Source organism: Acidobacteriota bacterium (assembly GCA_029861955.1).
GTDB lineage: Bacteria > Acidobacteriota > Polarisedimenticolia > Polarisedimenticolales > Polarisedimenticolaceae > JAOTYK01.
In genome coordinates, this window is record JAOTYK010000007.1 from 37939 (window position 1) to 59735 (window position 21797).

15 protein-coding genes are annotated in these 21797 nt (G+C 63.2%); 3 read left to right on the forward strand and 12 right to left on the reverse strand.

Annotated elements, in window-relative coordinates; translation table 11 throughout:
• The first annotated feature begins 8 nt into the window (after nucleotides 1–8).
• Entirely contained in the window at nucleotides 9–1193 is a 1185-nt protein-coding gene (locus OES25_04615; GenBank protein MDH3626923.1) for a DNA polymerase IV, read from the forward strand.
• On the opposite strand, the gene OES25_04620 is transcribed toward OES25_04615, so the two are convergent.
• From OES25_04620 to OES25_04655, 8 genes are all read right to left on the reverse strand, one after another.
• Nucleotides 1190–2581 carry an FGGY family carbohydrate kinase gene (locus OES25_04620; protein MDH3626924.1) on the reverse strand — a complete coding sequence of 464 codons (1392 nt, stop codon included), beginning with the start codon at nucleotides 2579–2581 and terminating at the stop codon, nucleotides 1190–1192. The two genes, OES25_04615 and OES25_04620, sit on opposite strands and share 4 nt — an antisense overlap.
• A complete protein-coding gene (locus OES25_04625) occupies nucleotides 2581–4182 on the reverse strand; it encodes a glycerol-3-phosphate dehydrogenase/oxidase (GenBank protein ID MDH3626925.1) in 1602 nt (533 codons plus the stop codon). Before OES25_04625 ends, OES25_04620 begins: the two co-directional genes overlap by 1 nt.
• Nucleotides 4179–4940, reverse strand: a complete 762-nt coding sequence (locus OES25_04630; protein ID MDH3626926.1) for a glycerophosphodiester phosphodiesterase family protein — start codon at nucleotides 4938–4940, stop codon at nucleotides 4179–4181. The genes OES25_04625 and OES25_04630 overlap by 4 nt, the downstream gene beginning before the upstream one ends.
• An 8-nt stretch (nucleotides 4941–4948) precedes the next feature.
• Nucleotides 4949–5626, reverse strand: coding sequence for a hypothetical protein (locus OES25_04635; GenBank protein MDH3626927.1), 678 nt, complete (start codon nucleotides 5624–5626; stop codon nucleotides 4949–4951).
• A complete protein-coding gene (locus OES25_04640) occupies nucleotides 5623–6864 on the reverse strand; it encodes a TlpA family protein disulfide reductase (protein ID MDH3626928.1) in 1242 nt (413 codons plus the stop codon). Before OES25_04640 ends, OES25_04635 begins: the two co-directional genes overlap by 4 nt.
• 33 nt (nucleotides 6865–6897) lie before the next feature.
• Nucleotides 6898–8712: a M14 family metallopeptidase gene (locus tag OES25_04645; protein MDH3626929.1), complete on the reverse strand. Its 1815-nt coding sequence runs from the start codon at nucleotides 8710–8712 to the stop codon at nucleotides 6898–6900.
• Complete coding sequence (locus OES25_04650; GenBank protein ID MDH3626930.1) at nucleotides 8705–9682, reverse strand: esterase family protein; 978 nt, start codon at nucleotides 9680–9682, stop codon at nucleotides 8705–8707. The genes OES25_04645 and OES25_04650 overlap by 8 nt, the downstream gene beginning before the upstream one ends.
• 68 nt (nucleotides 9683–9750) lie before the next feature.
• Entirely contained in the window at nucleotides 9751–11670 is a 1920-nt protein-coding gene (locus tag OES25_04655) for a molybdopterin-dependent oxidoreductase (GenBank protein ID MDH3626931.1), read from the reverse strand.
• A gap of 18 nt (nucleotides 11671–11688) precedes the next feature.
• Between OES25_04655 and OES25_04660 the strand changes: the two genes are divergently transcribed.
• The gene (locus tag OES25_04660) at nucleotides 11689–12993 is read left to right on the forward strand and encodes a nucleoside permease nupX (GenBank protein MDH3626932.1); all 1305 of its coding nucleotides are present in this window, start codon (nucleotides 11689–11691) and stop codon (nucleotides 12991–12993) included.
• A gap of 3 nt (nucleotides 12994–12996) precedes the next feature.
• On the opposite strand, the gene OES25_04665 is transcribed toward OES25_04660, so the two are convergent.
• Nucleotides 12997–14274: a sugar phosphate nucleotidyltransferase gene (locus OES25_04665; protein ID MDH3626933.1), complete on the reverse strand. Its 1278-nt coding sequence runs from the start codon at nucleotides 14272–14274 to the stop codon at nucleotides 12997–12999.
• Nucleotides 14275–14289: 15 nt separating this feature from the next.
• Complete coding sequence (locus OES25_04670) at nucleotides 14290–14892, reverse strand: hypothetical protein (protein MDH3626934.1); 603 nt, start codon at nucleotides 14890–14892, stop codon at nucleotides 14290–14292.
• Nucleotides 14893–15005: 113 nt separating this feature from the next.
• Here OES25_04670 and OES25_04675 point away from each other — a divergent pair, with 113 nt between their 5' ends.
• A complete protein-coding gene (locus OES25_04675) occupies nucleotides 15006–19796 on the forward strand; it encodes a GNAT family N-acetyltransferase (protein ID MDH3626935.1) in 4791 nt (1596 codons plus the stop codon).
• On the opposite strand, the gene OES25_04680 is transcribed toward OES25_04675, so the two are convergent.
• Complete coding sequence (locus tag OES25_04680; GenBank protein MDH3626936.1) at nucleotides 19797–21119, reverse strand: citrate (Si)-synthase, eukaryotic; 1323 nt, start codon at nucleotides 21117–21119, stop codon at nucleotides 19797–19799. It lies immediately after the preceding gene.
• A 56-nt stretch (nucleotides 21120–21175) separates the two neighbouring features.
• Nucleotides 21176–21790 (reverse strand): dephospho-CoA kinase, encoded by a 615-nt coding sequence (gene coaE, locus OES25_04685; protein ID MDH3626937.1) that lies wholly within the window; start codon nucleotides 21788–21790, stop codon nucleotides 21176–21178.
• Between the last annotated feature and the right edge of the window lie 7 nt (nucleotides 21791–21797).

The window sequence follows — 21797 nt, forward strand, 5'->3', positions numbered from 1 at the left end:
GAACCGTCATGCCGCCACCTCGAATCATCCTGCATCTGGACATGGATGCGTTCTACGCGTCGGTCGAGGTCCGCGACGATCCGAGTCTTCGGGGCAAGCCGGTGATCATCGGACACCCCGGTCGACGGGGTGTCGTCGCGACCTGCTCCTACGAGGCGCGACGGTTTGGCGTCCACTCCGCCATGCCCTCGGTGGTCGCCGAGCGACGCTGCCCCGATGCCATCTGGCTCCCCGCCCGCATGACGGAGTACGTCGCCGTCTCCAGACGCATTCGCGAGATCCTCCGTGAGGCCTCGCCGCTCGTCGAACCGTTGTCGATCGACGAGGCGTTCCTGGATCTCACCGGTATCGCCCGAGACTTCGATCACGCGACGGACTTGACCCAACAGATCAAGGACCAGATCCGTCAACAGGAACAGTTGGCCTGCTCGACCGGCATCGCTCCCAACAAGTTCCTGGCGAAGATCGCGTCGGATCTCGAGAAGCCGGATGGGCGGGTCGTGGTCCGACCAGAGGAGATCCTGACGATGCTCTGGCCTCTCCCGATCAAGCGGCTGTGGGGCGTGGGACCCAGTACGGCGGAGAAACTGAGACCTCTTCGGGTCCGGACCATCGGGGAGCTGGCGGCGGTTCCGCTGGAGCGTCTGCGGCACGCGGTCGGCACCCATCTGGCCATGCGTCTCTCAGCCCTTGCGCAGGGCAAGGACGATCGACCGGTGACGGTCGATCGAGAGTCACGCTCGATCTCGGAGGAACGAACCTACACAGACGATCTTCATGAGATCGGTGCCATTCATGCGGCGTTGCTCGCCCGCTCCGACGGAGTCGCTGCGCAGCTCAGACGTGAGGAGCTCGTTGCCCGAACGGTCCAGATCAAGGTTCGCGCCGGCGACTTCACCACCTGGACCCGGGCACATACGTTGACCGAGGCGACGGATCTTGCGGAGCCTCTCTTCGAAACGGCGTGTCGACTGTTTGAAAGCGTCCCGCTGGCCGGTCGTGGCGTTCGACTCCTCGGTCTAGGCGTTCGTGGGCTCGACCCACGGGAGACGATCCAACCGGGTCTGTTCAGCGGCGACGAGGACGATCACGCACGCACCATCGCCCGTGTCGGAGACGAGCTGCGCGAGCGAATCGGCCGTCGATCGGTCACACGGGCGCGACTGCTGCGGAAACCTGACCGTAAGCCTTAGCCCTGCAATTGGCGTCGTAGCCACGTCCGCCACGCGCCGTACTTGCTTCCCAGGTATCGCCCCGCTGCAGCGGGCTCTGCAACGTCCGTCCGCACATCGGAGTCCGGCGACATTCCGGCAGCCAGTCGACCCGCCGCAAGGAGGACCGCCTCCGGAAGTTGCAGCACTTCGATCGGTCGCCCGAGTAGCGCCGCAAGTCCTCGAATCACGAAGGTCTCTCGGGCGAGTCCTCCGGTGACGAGGATCCGATCGGGTGGCCCTGCCGGGCAAAGCCCCTGAGCGGTCTCGTAGACCCGGAACAGCAGGCCCTCCAGCGCGATTCTTCGCTGATCCGCCGTGGGTAGCGAGCGGGCGGCGGCGGAGAACGTGAACCCGATATCGGCCCGCCAGTGGGGCGACCCCAGACCGGCCGTATCCGGAATACAGAACGCTTCTGCATCGCTGTCGTGGAGTGGCAGCTCCGTGGGTCCGGCGCCAAAGCGATCGATGGCGGTCCCGGCACCGCTGATCGCCCCTTCGAGTACGTGACGCCAGCGTCCTTCGTCGGCCGCCAGAATCGGGGCGGTTAGAAATCCGCTGCGACGCTCGGTCGGATCGCTACAACCACGAAGCAGGAACGCGCCGGTTCCAAGACTGATCAGGAGCCCGTCGTCTCCGGGTAGCGAGGCGTTGGCCCCCGCCGCCTGGTCGGCGATCGTCGCCTTCAGATGCAGTCCACCCCTCAGGGCCGTGTCCTGGCCGTCGGTCTGCACGACCTCCGGCAATAGGTGCTGTGGAACTCCGAACGCCTCAAGGAGTGTCGGGGACCATTGGCGTGATTCGATATCGAACAACGATGTCCTTGCGGCCATCGTCGCATCCATCGCGTGCCGTTTTCCCCCGCTCAGCTTCCACGCCAGAAAGCCCTCCAGGGTCACCAGCCGTGTCGAGGGTCTTGAGATGATGGCTGCGATGTCTCCTCCACCCTCAAGCATGGCCGCGATCTTGGGTCCGATGTAGTGACCCGAGAGGACGAGACCGGTGCGAGCAAAGACGGTGGGCTCCAACTCGCGGTGAGCGTCGCACCACGAAGCGGCCCGCTGGTCCTGCCACGAAATCAGTGACGTCTGCGGAACTCCGCCGTCCTCATCGATTAGCAGAAAGCTCGATCGCTGGCTTGCAATCCCAAGGGGCAAGCCTCGTGGCAGACCATCGAGGAGTGCGCCCAGAAGATCCTCGGCCGCCTCCACGTAGGCCTGGGGATCGCCTTCGCGGATCACACCGATGCCGACGAGCGGAGGTGCGGGCACCGACTTGATCGGGCCGAGTTGGCCATCTTCGAAGAGCACCCCTCCCTTGAACCGTGTGCTCCCGAGATCTAACGCAATGGCAACCGGTGTCAGGTCCATCACACCTCCAGGACCGCAAGTTTGCGACGGGTATGGTTGAGTTCTTCCGCCATCCTCTGGTTACTCCAACCGAGGAGCTGCTGCATCATCTGTCCGACGGCTCGCAAGGTTTGATCAGGATCCTTCACAAGGAGTCCCACCGGTATCCGTCGACGGACAACATCCTCGAGACTGATGGCCATCTCGTGGGTCACCGCCAACGGCACCTCGCCCCAGACGAAGGGCAGATCGGGGACGATCCTCGCAGCAAGCTCAGGGGTCTCACGGACCGTATCCAGGAGTCGACCCAGACGATTGCCGTAGCGCTGCCCCGCCACACGCGCGACCTCTTCATCCAGGCCGGCATCCATCGCGTCGGAGATCGACTCTACCCGCCAGCGACGATAGCGATCCGGTCGCCACGGGAACGGTCGCTCCGCGGTCCTAGACTTTCGGGGACTGTGCCCGCGTAACGACTCCACGCGATTGACGACGTCGACGGCGTCGCTTCGAGCCGAGGTCAGCTTGCCACCGATGGGGACGAGTAGGCCATCGGCCGGAGAACGGAGAGAGAATCCTCGACTGATGGATGACGTCTTGCGACCCGGCCGCGAGGCGGGCAGTGTCCTCACGCCGACGAACCCGCTAATGATGTCCGCCCGCTTCCAATTCGTGCCCATCAGGACACCGTTCGCCTTTTCGAGTAGTTCGTCGATCTCTTCTGCCGCGATTCGTGCGGTTCCCGGATCTCCCGTGTACTCGGTATCGGTCGTACCCAGCAGCGTTCGGCCGTACCAGGGCAACAGGAACGTGACCCGCCCCCGTTGGGAGCCCTGCACGAGAATCCCACGGTCGGTCGGGAGCCCCGGCATGACCAGATGCACCCCTTTTGCCAGCTGAACGGGCGCCTTCATCGGGCGCCGCGCGTCCCCCAGGAGTTCCGGCACCCACGGCCCGCCACAGTGAACCGTCACATCCGCCCGCACCTCGATCTTGCGGGTTGTCTCACGATCCGTGACGTACGCACCGACCACCCGCTTGCCATCCAGGATGAACCCCGTGGCCTCTGCATAGTTGACCACCTTCGCGCCGGCCTCCGCAGCCCCCTCGACGATCTCGAGCGTGAGGCGGGCGTCGTCGGTCTGTGCGTCGCCGTAGGTAAACCCTCCCACGAGGTCCGCGTTGTTGAGGAATGGATAGTCGGCTTCGATATCGTCCGACGACAGACGGTGGTGTCGCCCAACATTCCGCGCGTTGGCAAGCGCATCGTAGATGCGAAGCCCGATGCCAAGCTTGAACCTGCCGGTTCGCGAACCACGATAGACCGGCAGCACAAAACGAAGGGGCCGAACGCGATGCGGCGCCAGCCTCAGCAGGAGTCGTCGTTCCAGCAGTGACTTGCGAACCAGACCGAGTCTTCCGTATTGCAGATAGCGCAATCCGCCGTGGATCAGTTTCGACGATGATTGGGAGGTTCCGCTACCCCAATCCAGCCGGTCGACCAGAACCACGCGCAAGCCGCGCAATGCGGCGTCATGGGCGACCCAGGCACCGTAGATCCCACCTCCGATCACCAGGAGATCGTGTGGACCGTCTGCAAGTTGGGCGAAGTCGCGTCTCATCGACTGCTTCCATCATTCACAAGTTGTTGCCGCAACCAACCGGGGCGATCGGACATGATAGTGGCCGCACCGGCCGCCACGGCACGACGCACACGATGCGCCGTGTTACAGGTAAAGACAAGGAGGGGCAGATTTGCAGCCGCGATCGCATCTCCCAGACGCGGGGTGACCCCGCGAACGTTTACCGAGATCCCGTCAACCGTATCAAACCATCGACGCAATCCCCGCACTCGCGCGTCGACCGCCCGAACGTTGAGGATCGCCTCCACATCACCAGAGCGCGGGCGGACGTCGGCCAGGACGTTGGGATCGAAACAGAGGAGACGCGGGCGACGCGCAACTCTGCGCCCTTTCAGCTGATCTACAACGGACGTTGCGAGCGTTCGCAATCGCTCCGGCGTATCGCGGAGCTTGACCTCGATCAGTAGCGGGACGGAATCCGCGTAGCGATCCAACACCTCGGTCAGATACGGGATTCGATGTCGTCGCCGTGTGTCTTCGAGGCGATAACCGGCGTCCAGCGTCCGAAGTTCCCGCACGTCGAGCGCCGCCACGCGGCGACGGCCCCCACCTGCCCGCACGAGGGTCCGGTCGTGATAGACGACCGGGACACCGTCACGTGAGAGCTGGACATCGAGTTCGATCGCGTCGCATCCCTGTTGAACGGCACCGGCGAATGCGGAGAGAGTATTCTCCGGCCGATCCCACGACGCTCCACGATGGGCGACGACCTCGATCGGCTGCTTCGGACGCGCCATACGAGGATTCACGACAGCGCATCGCTCAGGGCCGCGCGTTGATCCGGCTGCAGCCATCGCGTGCGTCGCGCACATGCCTGCAACGCAGCGACGAGTTCCAACCAACGATCTCGTCGCCCCGCCTGCTCGCCTTCGAACAACGCTTCGCGAATCGAAACCACGGCTTCCGGTTCGGTCAGGAAGGGTCCCAGGAACCGATCCGATGTCCAGCGACCGCTCTCGGTTTCCAGAATCCAGCGCGACCACGCGCGACGGAACAACACCGCGTGGCGCGGCCACAGCGCCCAGGGGACCGTTGGCCACGCCGCCGAGAAGGGTCGATCCAACAGGAACGCCTCGACGACCCGCAACGCGTGACGTCGCCCCGACGCGGCGAGCAATCGCACCAGATCGGCGAGGTGGGCCTCTTCGTCGGCCGACTGCAATCGTGGGAGCGGGGCCATCGTGCGGGCGATCTCCTCGATGTACTCCGGATCCTGCACGGTCTCCATCATCAGCAGCGCGACACCGTAGGCGTGACGTTCCTGGAGGAGAATCTCGAATGCCCGCGCCTGGAGATCCCGACGAGTGTCCTCGGGACGATCTTCAAGATACTGACGGAGGCGCGCCGCCCCCTCGTGGGGGTCGCGATTATCGTCCAGCCATTGCTGGAACTCCTCAAGCCAGATCGTCGAGGTCGCGTTCACGCTCCTTCCTCCAGTAGCGTGTCGATCCAGCCGGAGAACTGCCGACGCAGCTCCCGGTGCGCCTCTCCCGTCGCGAGACCCGAAAAACCGCTGTAAACGGCTCGAATCTGGTCATCCGAATCGACGAATAGAAACGTCGGGTAGGCCCGCACCCGGTCGATGTGCGGAAACTGACGCGAGGCGTCGTCCTTGTCCGTCGTGCCTGCCAGCAACAGTGGGTAGTCGAGTCCGTGGTAGTCCGCATAGATGCGAAGCTGCTCTCGATCTCGCACGGGATCCCCCGACATCTCGAATGCAAGACCGATCACGGTCAGGCCGTCTTGTCGATAGGTCGCATCGAGTTCCACGAGGTATTGGGTCGCATCATTGCAGTTGGGACACCAGCTTCCGAAAAGCTCGATCAATCTTACGCCAGCAAATACTTCATCGGACAAAGCTCGTAAATTTCCATCGAGGTCGGGATAGCGAATCTCGGACAGGGGCGTGTCCGAGATCCAGCGGGTCAGTGTGAAGGCGTCGGGTAGACTGGCCTCCGGGTCGGGTTGCGCCCTCCACGTCTCGTGCCACGTGTCACGGGACCAGAAATCACCGGACAACCCTCCACTCTCGTCGAAGGTCGCCTCGAAGAGGAACGCATGGGCACCGTCGAAGGTCGAGAGACGGAGCGTGTCGTCGTCAAGAGAGCCGGCGAGGAAGCGGTAGTCCCCGGTGGTCGTCAGGAACGTCCCCCGAACCGCGCCGTCGTCTCGCCACTCGAAGACGCCGACGGCGGGGTCGTCGGTGAGGGAGAAATGGACTCGCCAGCGCTCGGCAAGCGGCCTTAGGCCCCGATCGCTGCCGGATGTCGACTCGAGGCCGCTCCGTCGCGTTGCGTGAAAGTCCATGCGGGTCGTCGTGCCGAGCTGCGAGGCCCGCTCCCAACCTCCGTCGAGACGCCCGTCCGTCATCGTCGCGTGAATCGCAGAATCGTAATGAACCATCCCCAGAGTCAGGGCCTGCCCGTCCCACTCGGCCTGCGGGACCTCGATGCGTTCGGTGCCGTTGACGAGGGTCGCGAACGCCTGCGAGCCGTCCCGGGATAACTCAAGACCGAAGTCAAGACGCCCACCCGGGCTGTCCAGCCAGGCGTCCCAGAGTTCGATCGACGGCTCGACGCGCCGTTGGCCATCGCACGCCGGCAGTAGCAGGGTCAGCACCAGCGCAAGGAGAAGGCTGTGGGGAGTTGGGACCGTCATCACGCGTGCCACTCTACATGGGTCGGCACGTTCGTATCAATCGAACGCGGATCCCGTTTCGACATCCAACGGCATCATCCGCCGATAGATCGGAAGTCGATCGACCCCTGCATCCCAGTAGGGGGTCTTGCGATACCACCACAGCCAGCGGGCACCGGGGTTGTCGGCGAACGCCTCGTCCTCGAGTGCCTCGGCCCATTCGGCCGCGATGGCCGGCTCCTTCAGCATCTCCCGCACCAAGGGCTCAAGGACACGGGAGTCGATATATTCCTTACGCTCATGCACGAGGGCCAGGTGCCCCCACGCGAACAGCGAGTCCGGCGCCTCCGGCTCGAGAAGCTGCACCGCCACGTTGAAGTCGGGTTGGTCTGCCGGAATCCACCGTGTCCCGACGGGAAAAACAACGCGCCCGGCTTCACGGCGGATTTCGCCCGTGACCTGCACCCGGCCCTGATAGCTGACAACCCTGTCCGAGCGTCGCCGGACACCGGTGGCCGTCACGATCTCGACGTCCAGTTCGGCCGGCTCCGCCAGCGTCTCGACGACCAACCCGTGATCCCGCAGACGACGATCGATCTCGGGCCAGCCGGGGGGCACCAGGTATCCCCAGGGTCGCGATACGGAGAGCGCGACCTCCGGTCGATGGGCCCACGGGACCTCCAGGACTCGTCGGGCGTCCTCCCGATACTCAAGTATCGGCACTCCGAGTGCCACGGATTCTTCCATCGTCCAGTCGTAGAACGGAACGACCATCGTCTCCTCCGACGGGGCCGTGCGATAGCTCACGGCGATCGGTGGGCGGTTCTCGGTACGACGACCGGCCTCGACGACGGCTCGATCCGCCGCCGTTGTGGCGGCGACAAGCCTGTCGGGAGCCTCGGCGATCGTGTCGAAGAGTGCCGTCATGAATTCGCGGTTGACCAGAACTCGCCGGCGGTAGGGTTTGTAGGAGTGGTTCTCCACCAGGATCGACGGTCGATTCCGAAGCGGGTAATAGCCCGTGGCGTAACGCGGTTCCTGCACCGACGAGTCGAAACCCTTCGACGGATCGTTCGAGTCCAGCAGACTGACGTAAGGTCCGACCGGATACCCGGCGGATGTCACACGTTCGAGGACTCCGGGCATCGTCTGCTCGAGCCACCCGGAAACGGCGACCGATTGCTGAGGGCTCCGGGCCCACTCGTAGGTCAGTTCCCAATCGAACTGAACCCCATCGGTCACGTGATTATCGATATGAAGGTGAGGTCGCCAGCGATTGAAGAGCGCGACGACCGCCTGTGCCTCGGGCGTGTCCAGCTTGAGGTGATCGCGATTGAGGTCGTGCCCATCGGTGGTGGTGCGGAACCCCATTCCCTTGACGGGTCCATTCTGATTGGGACGGTTATGGGGCGAGATCCGTTCGTGACCGTCGACGTTGTAGATCGGGATGAACAACAGCACCAGGCGATCGAGCCAGGCATCGTGCTTTCCGGCGACGATATCTCGCAGGAGCAAGAGCGACGCATCCTTGCCGTCGATCTCGCCGGCGTGGACTCCATTCTGGATCAAGACGATAGCCTTGCCGCTGGCGTGTGCAGCGGTCGGGTCCGGCGACGTCTCGCGGGCGACGACGACGACCTTCATCGGCCGTCCTGCGGCGCTGTGACCGAACGTCTCGAGGTGGAGGTCCGGCGACTCCGCAACCAGCGTGTCGATGAACCGAAACGTCTCCGCGTAGTCCGGCGTCGACTGGAAGTTGTTGACTTCGGCGTGAGTCGGGCGCTCCCCCGCAAACCCGGTTCCGGTCATGACGAACCAGGCGAGAGCAACCATCGACACCGAAAATGAAACACGCGATCGCAACTCAGACATCCAGCGCCGAATAGAGCAGCGGAAGAGAGCTGTCGAGTCGATGATCGATTCCGCTGTGGGTCCCGTCGAACTCCTCGTACGTGTGAGGGACGCCGTGCTGGCTCAGTCGTGTCGCAAAACGCCGCGCGCCGAACTGGAGGTTGTATTCGTCGGAACGACCGCAGTCGACGAACAGCAGGCGGAGGGCCAGCAGGTTGTCGCGGCATTCGGCACGCTCGATGAGTTCAACGGGGTCGTGATTCAGCCAGCTTGCCCACCTCTCGGGATCGACCTCGCACGTGTGCGGGTCCATGGGCAACCGGATCCCCAGAGGACTCCCGGAATCCGGATCGTAGGACGCAGCCATCGCCAGGGTCATCAGCGCATGGAAGTCGTCGGAACCGATGCGATCGCTGTCGGAGAGGGACTCCAGAAACGTCTCGATCGAACCATCGCGGGCTGCCAGCGCCACGAGGGCCCTCGGGAAGTCCCCGCGATAACAGCCCTCGAACCCCATGTCGCCCGAATGGCACGCGACACCCCCCCAACGATCTCCGTGACGCATGCCCTGAATCAACGCACCGTAGCCACCGCTGGACTTGCCGAAGATGGCCCGACTGGCGGCGCTCGGTAGCAGGCGGAACGCCCTCTCCAGGCTGGGCACCATCTCGTCGACCAGGAACGACTCCCAGCGTCCCATCACCGGCGTATCCACATACTGGTTGCCGCCGAGGGACGTGAATCCGTCGGGGAACGCGAAGATTGCCGGCCCCATGAGCCCCGCCTGGACCAGACGGTCGATCCGCTGGGGCAGAGACTCCTCGAAGGCGCGCCACGCCAGCTGCTTCAACCCACTCCCGGTAAACCCGGCGAGGCTCACGAACAACGGATACGCGCGGTCGCCGTTCTCGTAGCCCTCGGGCAGGTAGACGGCGACCCTTCGCTCGGCCGGATCACCGAGCAGATTGCCTGCAAGGTGAGTGGAGTCCACGAGGATCTCCTCCAGACGTCCTCGCGGGGGTTCGAACCGATGCTGCGGCACGTCGTTCTCCGTTGAATCTAGAGCGGTAAGAGTCGAACCGGTTCGTCGTAGTAGCAGGCGCCACCGCCATCGTCGGTGGCTCGGGCACGAACCATCACGTTGGCACAGCGTCCACGATGCAACCAGCCTCCCTTGGTCATCAACGCCATATCACGCCGTTGACGGGGGTCCAGCTTCAGGATCGCCTCCAGGCTTCCGAGTGCAGACTCGACGATCACGCGCTCCCCCGCCGTGAATCCGGCAGCCATGTCCGGATGAACGGTCACGCTGTCGGGCCCCGACTGTAAACGCGATGGGGTCTGCGACGCCTGACGCTTGCCGTCGGCGAGGGCGGCCAGAAGCAGGGGCCGATCGACGGTCGGTCGTGGACCCTCGCTATCAAACGAGTGGATCAGGTTGACCTTGCCGGATGGGGTCGCAAATCTCCGATCGGCGAACAGAATGGTAGGAGCCAGCGGGTTGCGCTGCGGCCCCTCTTCCAGGCTCTCGAGCGTGATCCCCGCATCTGCCAGCCGCGACATGATGCGACGCTGCCAGCTTCTGGAGTCGGTGTCATACCCCACGACTCCGAGTCGCTCCGCCAGCGCGCAACTGATCTGAAAGTCGGTTCGCACACCGTCCGGTGGATCGACGACCGGCCTGACCTTGCCAAGCCAGTGATGCCCGTAGGCACCGACGATATCGTCATCTTCGAGCATCGTGGTGGTCGGCAGGACTAGATCGACGTGACGGGCCGTGTCGGTCAGGAACGAATCGACGAGGACGGTGAACTCGCGGGACTCCAGCGCCTCGGCCACGACGCGGGAGTTCGGGAGCATCGCCACGGGATTGCCGTTGGAGATCCAGACCATGCGGATCGGCGGATCGTCCGCCGCCAGAATCTCCTGGCCAAGCAACGGCTCCAGCAGTTGACGTGGAGCGACCTGCTCCCCTTTCAGGAACGACGTGTCGAAGGGTCCGCGTCGCTTGAAGTAGAACGACACCCCGCCACCGGAGACTCCCACATTCCCCGAGACCGCCCCGAGCGCGTCGAGCGTACGCACCGCCGCCGAACCGTTTCGGCGTCGTTGCATCCCCCACCCCACGAGGATCGCCGAGGGTCCGTCGGCATACGACGTCGCCAGCTCGACCAGTTGGCCGACCGGGACGTCCGCCAGGTTCGCCCATTCCTCAACGGTGCTCTCGCTAAAGCTCTCACGCAAATCTTCGAAGTGATCGCAGTATTGGCTTGCCTCGGGGTCGATGCCGCCGTGGTCAAACAGGTGACGCATCACGCCAAGAGCGAGTGCGATGTCTCCTCCCGGGCGAGGTTGGAGATAGAGCGATGCGAGGTCGGCGCCACGATGATGGACCGGGTCGATCTGGATCAGTCGAGCGCCGCGGTCCTTGGCGCGTCTCAGGACCGGCAGTAGGTGGACGTTGCTGACGAACGGGTTCTTACCCCAGATGACGATCGTCTTGCTGTTGAGCAGATCGAACAGATCGTTGCTGTCCTCCTCGCCGAAATCCTTGAGTTGCGCCGCGTCGCCGGCACCGGAACAGATATCGCCCGACTTGATCGACACGGGTCCGAATTGTTCGAAGAGATGGTCGCTGACCAGCTTCATCATTCCCAGCGATCCACCGCTACGGTAATTCAGGATCGCGGAGCCGCCGTCTTCCTCACGGATCTTCAACATCGTCGACGCTATCCGGTCGAGCGCCTCGTCCCATGAGATCGGAACGAAGGTCTCCCCGTTCCGGAGCATCGGGCTCGTAATCCGATCCGGGTCGTACTGGCGCTCGAGAAACTTATTGGTGCGGTAACAGAGGAACCCCTCGGTGACGGGATGATCGGGATCCCCGGCCAGTTTGACGATCTTGCCGTCGTCCACGGTGGCAACGATCCCGCACGCGTCGGGGCAATCGCGATTGCAGTGGGTTCTGATCGTCCGCATGCCTGCCATAATAGCCGGATGAGCGCGCTCAATCTTGTTTCGCTTCTCGGCTGCCTGCTCCTGATGCTCGTGGCATGGCTCAGCGGGGGTTGCAAGCGGCCGGTCTCCTGGCGGACCGTCGGCGGATCGTTCGCACTGATGTTGTTCGCCGGCGTTCTGATTTTCTGGTTACCGGCGAGCCGCGGGATGTTGGTGATCGTCAACGATGCGGTGATCGCGGCTTTGTCGGCGGTCAGCGCCGGCGCCGACTTTCTGCTGGGCCCGCTGGCGCTGGCCCCCGGGTCGACTTCCGACGACGGGACACCCTCGATCGGCTTCGTGTTCGCCGCCCAGGTTCTACCGGCGGTCATCTTTTTCGCGGCGTTGATGGCCCTGCTCCGTCACTACGGGCTGATCCACCTCGTGGTTCGTCTCCTGGCGCGGCTCTTCCACCGGACCCTTCGCCTCTCCGGCGCGGAGGCACTCGTCGCCGCCGCAAACCTGTTCTTCGGGGTCGAGGCCAGTGCGGCGGCCAAGCCCTACCTGAAACGGATGACACGCTCGGAACTGCTAACGGTACTCGGCTGCGGGATGTCGACCGTCGCGTCCACGACGATGGCGATCTACGTCCTGTTCCTCCAGAACAGTTTCCCCCGCATCGCCGGCCATCTGATCTCCGCTTCGTTTCTATCGATCCCGGCCGCCGCGTTGATCTCGAAGCTGATGCTTCCCGAATCCGTGGAAGGCGGCGCACCGGAGACGGCCGGCAGCGTACCCTCCGATCGAGAACCGTCGGCGCACGAAGGGGGGCTGGCGGCCCTCGCGTCCGGTGCAACCGACGGTCTTCGTCTGGCCGCCGGGATCTCGACGTTGCTCATCGCGGTCCTTGGCCTCGTCGGCCTGGCCGACCTCGCCATCGGGGCGCTGGTCACCTCCATCGGGGGCCAGGGCGCATGGATCGGCATCGACGGAGTCCTGGGCACTCTGTTCTACCCGTTCGCCTGGATGCTCGGCATCGAAGCCGCGGATCTTCCCGAGGCGGCCCGCCTGCTGGGGCAACGAATCGTGATGACGGAGGTCGTTAGCTATCGAGAGCTTGGGGCCCTCGCTGAATCCGGCGCGGTCTCGGCGCGAACCCAACTCGTCCTCTCGTACGCACTGTGCGGGTTTGCCCACCTGGCTTCGGTGGGGATCTTCGTCGGCGGCATCACGGCGATCGCGCCGGATCGACGGAACGATCTGGCGGGGCTGGGTCCTCGAGCTCTGCTGGTGGCGACACTCGCGACGCTACTGACCGGCGCCGTGGCAGGCTTGCTGTACGTCGGTCAGACGGGCCTGCTCTGAACGTCAGATCTTCGTGTTATCCGGAATAACGGTGTTCTTCGCGACCACCACGATTCCATCGCGAATGACCCAACCGTCGCCGTCGGCGTTGTCGACCCCTTCACGATTCGTGATCTCGACGTTGCGTCCGATGCGGGCATTGAGATCGACGATCGCCCCGTCGACAAGGGATCCTTCCCCGATACCGATCGGCGGGAAATCGGAGCCGCGAGATGGGGGTCCCTCCTCCACACCCATGATCAGAGAGTTCTTCACGGTGGCCTTAGACAGACGCGAGCGGATGCCGATGACCGATCTCTCGATGACCGAGTCTTCCATACTTGCCCCGCCGGCCAGCAACGCCTCCGTGAATGTACATCCACGCAACCGCGACCCCGGTAGGTAGCGCGGATGGGTGTAGAACGACCAGCTTTCGTCGTTGAAGTCGAAGGGCGGATCGGCTCGCACGAGATCCATGTGGGCATCGTAGAAAGTGCGGATCGTACCGATGTCCCTCCAGTAGCCGCTGAAGAAGTGCGACTGTAGTTTGAATCGCTGGAGAGCGGCCGGAATGACGTTGTTCCCGAAATCGACCAGGTCGTTGTCCAGACAATCGACCAGAGCCTGCTTGCGAAAGAGATAGATGCCCATCGACGCCAGGTAGGGTCGGTCGCCCTCGATACCTCGTTCGGCCAGTAGCTCCGGCGATGTCGCCAACCCCGCACGATCGGCAGCGGTCTTCGGCTTCTCACGGAACTCGCGAATACAACCCGATTCGTCGACGCGCATCGCTCCGAAACTGCTGATCTCGTCCTCGGAGCATGGCAGTGCGGCAATGGTCAAGTCGGCGTTCGCCTCGACGTGGTCACGGAGCATCTGCCGATAGTCCATGCGATAAATGTGATCTCCGGAGAGAATCAAGACCAGATCCCCGGGCGATTCGCGAATCTGCCATAGGTTGCGACGCACCGCATCCGCGGTACCCTGAAACCAACCCTCCGCGTCCGCCGGCGTCTGTTGCGCGGCGAGGATCTGCACGAACCCCTTGGAGAAGATATCGAATCGATACGTCTGAGCGATGTGACGATGCAACGAAACCGAGTTGTACTGCGTCAAAACAAGCATCCGCTCCATGTGGGAGTGGATCGCGTTGCTGATCGGAATGTCGATCAGACGATACTTCCCGGCGATGGGTACCGCAGGTTTACTGCGACGCCACGTCAACGGCTCGAGGCGGGTTCCGCGGCCTCCTCCGAGGATAACCACGATGACGTCTTCCGGCCGTTGCCCCACTCGTTCCACGACTCCCCCTCACTCTTAGATGCTAACCCGTCCTTCGAACAATCGCTGTGAGCACGAGCGACAAAATTTTTCCTCTTTGGTGTCGAGATCCGCGATCATCTCCGATGCCGCCAGGACACACTTCGGATCGCCACACGCCGGCGCGCGCCTGAGGCGGGCAACCATACGAATGATCTCTTTGACCATCCGGTTGCGCTGCTTGACCGGGTCGGCCTTTCGTCGATAGTACGCCTCACGGATTCGTCGTAAGGAGACGACGGACAGACCTGCCGCAGACTTGAGAGCCGCGTAGACCGTGTCCTTATTCGCGGTGTAGAGATCGGCATCGGTGACGAACACGTAGCCGTCGGTCTTGAACGGCGGGCGCTCGTCGGTCGCCCCCTCGGGCCCAATCATCTTCCCCTGACCGAGCTGCGGCACCATCCCACGCAGCTTCTGCATGAGGAGCGATGCACGAAACTGGCCACGCTCGGATTCTTCGATTCCCTGCGGGACCGGAATGGATCCGCGCAGCTCGAGCGGCTGCCGCAGCGCTCGGGCCGCTCGCTGCAGTGACGCTTCGACCTCCTCCGCCGAGACCCTGCCGACGGGGATGACCGCGACGTGGAAACTGGACACAACTTCCTCCGAAGCTCTCGGCCCCGATCTTGGAGCCGTCGGATGATCAATCGAACTATAATCGCCCTGCCGCCCCTACTCTACAGGACTCGCGCCGACCCGCATACGCCACGATGGATGTTACTAAGTCAAAAGCCCGACTCGAAGCGGTGTTGCAGAGCCTTCGCGGGCTCGCCATCCGCCCCGCCACCCAGGCCGCGGAGATCCTCCAGGTGGCGTTCGAGCACGCCGCCCGGCCACTGACACCCGAGCAGCAGTCCACCCGGATCGACCGAGAAGCGGCCCGGTCGCTGACCGACGCCCTGACGCGAGATGCCATCCTCGAGCATCTCCCGCTCGCGACCCTCGCAGCTCTCCTCGAGCGCTCGACTCAGCGACTGAACCGTGGCGCCGCCGAGAATCGACCGACTGCCCGACAGATCGCCTGGTTGGCGTTGGATCTCGTGCGCCGCTCCGAGGTCCTGAAACGGATCGACGAGGAGGCACGGGATGACTGGGCGAAGAGGATTCTGGCGGCGATTGACGCGTCCCACCTGACGGTCGGGCCTCTCTTCCGTCAACGGGTCGACGAGTACGGCTCGCGGACCTTGTTCCAGTTACCTCCGAACGAGTACGAGACCTCCGCGATGCGTTGGACCAACGCGTCGCAACGTGCGCAATTGATCGCGCGCGGACTGTTGGCCCTCGACCCCGACGGAGAACCGGGACCGGTCGCCATCCTCTCGGAGAACAGGCTGGAGATGGCGCTAGCCGATATCGCCTGTCTCACTTCCGGGATCGTCAACGTGATGGTTCCTGGAAATTCCACCGGGGCCGATGTTGAGTTCATTCTTCGTCACTGTCACGCCCGTACCGTCATGGTCTCGAATCGTCGGCAGTTGCAGAAGCTGACGCAATGTCGAGATGCGCTACCGGATCTACGTCACGTCATCAGCCTCGACCCCAAGATGCGTCGGACCGAGCGTGTGACCTCCTGGAACGATCTTCTCGTCGGCGCCGAGGGAGTTCCGGCAGCGACCGTTGTCGAGCGCTCAAACGGGGTGCGAAGCGAAGATCTCGCGACGATCATGTACACGTCCGGCACGACCGGCACCCCGAAGGCCATCCAGTTCTCACAGCGCAACCTGGTGTTCAAGCGGTTCGCGCGGGCCCTCGCGCTTCCGGAAATCGGCGACCGCGACACGTTTCTCTGCTTTCTGCCGCTGTTCCATACGTTCGGGCGATTCCTCGAGATGCTCGGCTGTATCTTCTGGGGTGCCACCTATTGCTTCATCGAGAATCCGTCCGTTGATGCGCTGATTCGCGGTATGCAGCGGTACGAGCCGACCGTCTTCATCAGCGTTCCCAAGAAATGGATCCAGCTCTACGAGTCGATCGGTCAGCGTGTCGATCCGCTGCTCGGGTCGGATGAGGAGCTTCAGGCGGTTACCGATCAGTTGACGGGAGGGAAACTCCGTTGGGGTCTTTCGGCGGCGGGCTACCTGGACTCTGACATCTTCCGGTTCTTTCAGGCGCGTGGCGTCGAGCTGATGTCCGGTTTTGGCATGACCGAGGCCACCGGCGGGATAACGATGACGCCCCCCGAGCGATATCGGAACGATTCCCTCGGAGGTGCTCTCCCGGGGATCGAGATCAGCCTGGCGGAGGACGGCGAACTCCTGGTTCGAGGTGGCTACGTCATGATCGGCTATCTCGACCCCTCTGACGGACGCCCCTCGTTTGACGAAGAAGGCTGGTTCCACACGGGCGACCTGATGGAGCTGGACGATGCCGGGTTCATCAAGCTGGTCGATCGCAAGAAGGAGATCTACAAGAACGTCAAGGGCGAGACGATCGCACCTCAACGTATCGAGAACCTGTTTCGCGATCTGGAGTCGGTCGGGCGTGCGTTTCTGGTGGGGGATCATCGTGAGTTCAACACCCTCCTGATCTATCCCAACCCGGACTATCGAGACATCGATCTCGCGAATCTGACACCCGACGAGTTGCGGGACCATTTCCGCTCGCTGGTCGTCTCCGTGAACAAATTTCTGGCCCCGTTCGAACGCGTCGTCGACTTCGCCCTGATCGACCGTGACCTGGACCCCGAGAAGGGCGAGCTGACTCCCAAGGGCACGCCACGACGAAAAAACGTTGCACAGAACTTCTCGGAGCAGATTAGCGCGCTCTACCGGCGAACCTACCTGAACGTTGGCGGTGTAGAGATCGTCCTACCGAACTGGTTGCTGCAAGTCGTCGGTATGACGGCCCAGGACCTGACGGTCGAGAACAACACTCTCAGACGCACCGGGGCAGAGCCGCTCCTCACGATCGAGGCTCTCGGCAACAACGTCGTTCGGGTCGGAGACGTGGCATACGGCCACCCGCCTGGCGTCCTCGACCTAGGTGCGCTTCTCAGCGCACCCAGACTGTGGCTTGGAAACGGGCCCCTGGTCGATTTCCTGCCACTCGATTTCTCCGAACGTCAGCGACCCGGCCGAACGTCCCGAGCCGTTCGGTGGATCAGGCGCTACGAGTCCTCGACGCCGCCGGACACCGAGAAGGATCTCCTTGATAAGTTGGACGCCGTAGACGGTTGGCGGCTCCAACAGCTCGACCAGGGGGCCCGCCTCCTGGCGTCCAGCCAACCCGGCACCTCCATCGCAGCATTGGAACGGATCGCGGCCAACGTAGGCACCGACGAGAATCGACTGGCCGACCCGGCCCGCTGGGCGCTGGCCCGAATTGCCACCCACGGTTCGATCGAGTTACGACGTCGCGCGCTCGCGCAACTGGTCAGCCTCGAACGAGACAAACGGTTTGACCAGACACTCCGCCGATTCCTCGACGGCGATGGAATTCTACTGGATGACGACACACGCAACGCGATCGCTCGGGCCACTCTTAGTCCGGCCAAGATCGACGCGTGGATCGAAGCGACTCATCGTGCGTGCCTCTCGGCGCGTGACGAGACGAGTCGGGCGTTCTCGCTCTTGCAACTGCTGGCGGACTACGGCTCGGCTCACCCCGCCTCGTACCGGACGCTACGCGCCGCGTTGGTTCGCATGCAAATCGTGGCGCCGCACGAGACCGTGCGGTCGGCGGCCAAGGAAGCCGCCGTTTCGCTTCGAGAGGGGTTTCGTCGTTGGCTCGGCCCCAGCGCCCAGGTGGCCGTCGATCCGGAGACCGGAGACGAGTATGGCTGGAGCGACGTCGTGGCATTCAACGACGATATTCCGGTCGAGGATCGCGACCGCCTGCTGGTCGCCGTTCGCGATACAACATTGTTGCGCGAGGCCGTGTTCCTGTTCTCGAAGGGCATCATCATCCGACTGTCCGACATTCCTCGCGGCGGCGTCTGGGTACGCCTGCTGGGACAACGTCACGGCAAGGCGGTCTACCGCGTCACGATTCACACCCGACATCAGGGATCCCACGATCTTGCCGTCAACGTCAACCACGGCTTGACGGAGAAGCAGGTGTATGAGGAGGTCCACTGGCTGATCCTCAGTGGCGGATCCGGCGATCGTGAGCCCCTCGTCGAAGAGTTCGGCGGCTACTGGCGGGAGAATAAGCTCTGGTCTGAGGAATACGTATCCGGTGACACGCTGGCCCGTGGACTGCGCCGCATGGCCCGCCACGGCGACTCGGAGCGACTCCCACAGTCCTGGCCGTTTCTCGCGTGGACGGCGCTCGGTGCCTACGTCGACTTCTGGTATCGCTCCGGTAAGCGCTGGGAGATCGCCGACCCGAGCATGACCAATGTGATCGTACCGATGGACGACTTTCAACACGGCGTGAGAATCGTCTCGGTGACGGCCCGTCGTCACCATCAAGGCGTGCTCGGCATGATTCGTTCGTTCCGTGACGAGTTCATCGAGCCCGCCGAGACGCTGTACCCGGCACTCAAGGGACTTGTGGGCTGGGACATCATCTTCAGTTCTGTCCTGGAAATCTCGGGAGAAACTGAGGGCGTCGCACTGCTACAGAAAATTCTGGATCGCCCACGCGAGGATGCAGACGATGAGCTTCTCACGTCCCTGGCGGGTTACCTGGAATCGGTGAAGAGTCGCGGGTTCCGACCACGCCGGTTGTTCTTCGCCATCGAGCGGTACCGCCGCTGGCGGGAACTGGGGCAAGACCCCACGAGGGAGGCGCGCGCACTTACGGTTCGTGAACTCTACGACACGTACAACCTCGCGGCCCTCGACCAGGAGGTTCCCTGGACCCGCATTCGTTTCTTTCTGGACACCGTCTTTCAAGAAAGCGACGAGACGCTACGGGAGGGGCTGGAGACACTGATCGCCAATATTCGTGGCGGTCTTCTCATCGGCGACGAGCGTGTCGATGCGATCGCCGAATTACGGGCAAAACTGAAGCACGGTGAGGACGACGACTACTTCCTGGCCCGTCTCTCCTATCCCTACCTTCGCCCCGAAGACGCCGCCGCGTTCGTCAGCGGAACTCTTGCCGGAACGCAACAGAGCGAGATGGTCGTCACCCTCGAGGATCACGACGGTCGGCCGTTTCGGGTTCGGCATGCGCTCAGCCCCAAGGAGGTCGGACACCTACATCGCCTGTTCCTGGCGGCAAAACTGGACGTTCGTTTCCGGCCCGAACACCGCTATCTGGTTGCTATCGGCGAGCGAGGCCAACTCATCGGCGGGATCTTCTACGAGCTGGAAGAGGATCCAGCAGCGCACCTCGAGAAGATCGTGGTCATGGACCGCTTCCGACGAAAGGGCGTCGCGGACGGCCTGATGAAGCAGCTGTTCAATCGTCTGGTGTCGATTGGGATCAAGACCGTTACGACCGGATTCTTCCGGCCGGAGTATTTTTACTCGTACGGATTCAGCATCGAGAAGCGCTACGCGGGGCTGGTGAAGGAACTCGAGTTCGAGACTGACCCGAAAGAACCCGACTGATCAACCGACCGTCGAGGTCACCTGTTCACGAATCCACTCGGAGGTCACGCTCTTCGGCCGCTCGAGGGAGAGACCCAGCGCACGATCCCAGACCAGGGATGCCAACACACCGATTGCCCGAGAGACGCCGAACAGTACGGTATAGAAGTCGTACTCAACCACGCCGTAGTGGACGAGGATGCAGCCCGAGTGCGCGTCCACGTTCGGCCATGGGTTCTTGGCTTTTCCGTGTTCCTTCAGAATGTCGGGGACGATGTCGTACAACTGCGACACGACCTTGAACATCTTGTCGTCGGGAAAGTGCTTGAGAGCGAACTGCCGCTGCGCCATGTAGCGCGGGTCGGTCTTTCGCAGGACGGCGTGACCGTAGCCAGGCACCACCTGACCACTATTCAGAGTCCGCCACGCATAGTCCCGGACCTGATCGGATGTCGGCTCTTCGCCGATCTCGGCGGTCATCCCCTGAATCCAGCGGACGACCTCTTGATTTGCCAGACCGTGCAGCGGACCCGCCAGGCCATTCATTCCCGCCGAGAGGGCGAGGTACGGATCCGAGAGCGCAGACCCCACCAGATGCGTCGTGTGGGCGCTGACGTTTCCACCTTCGTGATCCGCGTGGATCGTCAGGTAAAGCCGCATCAACTCCCGAAACTGTTCGTTCTCTACACCCATCATGTGGGCCAGGTTTGCACCCCAGTCCAGCGAGGGTTCGTCGTGCGCGATCTGCTGGTTGCCCTTGTAGCTACGACGGTAGATGTAGGCCGCCACCAACGGCAGCCGTGCCAGGAGTCGCATGGTGTCGTCGAACATTGCCTCCCAGTAGTCGGTCTTGGGCATCCCCTCTCGGTAGCGCGCGGCGAAGATCGACTCCGTCTGGAGACTGAGGATGCCGGCCGAGAACTGTGTCATCGGATGGGTGTCAACCGGCAACGCCTCGAGCTGGGCGATCGTCGCTGGAGGGAGAGTTTCGGCACCGCGCCAGGCGGCGGTGATCTCCGTGACATCGTCGTCGGTCGGCAACTCACCGGTCAGAAGCAGGTAGAACAACCCTTCGGGGAGGGGCTGCGACCCGCCTGCGGCACACGGAAGCTTCTTCTGTAGTTCGGGGATGCTGTAGCCGCGGAAGCGAATGCCCTCGTCGGGGTCGAGTGCGGAGGTCTCGGTGACCATGCATTTCACGCCACGCATTCCGCCATACGCCTGGCTGACGGAAACAGTCGAGATCTCCGCGTCGCCGTGGTCCGCCAGAACCTGCTTTACCTGTTCCCGCACCACGGGAATCTTCTTGGCCAGCTTCTGTTTCAGGCGAGTGGCTTCGGGCACGTCGCGGGCTCCTGATGAGGTGGGTAACTTCAGAGTAGAGAAGGGCCCGTTTACTGTCAACTACCGAGCGCCTCTCCCCTCAGAGAAGCCCAGATCTCTCGTACGGACTCTCGGGTCTCTTCCCGGCCGCGGTCGGTGTCGATGGCGAAGTCTGCGAGTTCGATCTTGCTGTTGTGTGGAAGTTGGGCGGACAGCCGAAACCCCGCCTCCTCGCGGTCCAGACCGCGGGCCAGCATCCGTTCGATCTGTGTCTCCCGGCGGCAGTGGGTGACGATCAGTCGATCCATATCTCGATGGGCTCCGGTCTCCACCAGGAGAGCCGCCTCGAAGACACCGATCGAATGTGGGTCCTTCTGCACCTGTGCGAAGAACCGGCGACTGGCGGCGTCTCGCACGTGCGGATGGACGAGCGCGTTCAGTCGCTGGAGATGCGCCGGATTGCCGAAGACATCCGCGGCCAGTTTCGTTCGGTCGATGGTCAGATCCGCCGCCAGGATCTCCTGACCGAATTCGGTAACCACGCCGTCGTAGGCGGGCCCTGTCGGCGCCATCGCCTCATGGGCCAGGCGGTCCGCATCGACGACGTAGGCACCAAGCTCGGACAACCATTGACCGACCGTGCTCTTGCCGGTGGCGATTCCACCGGTCAACCCTGCCACCAGCAATGGCATCGTCGCG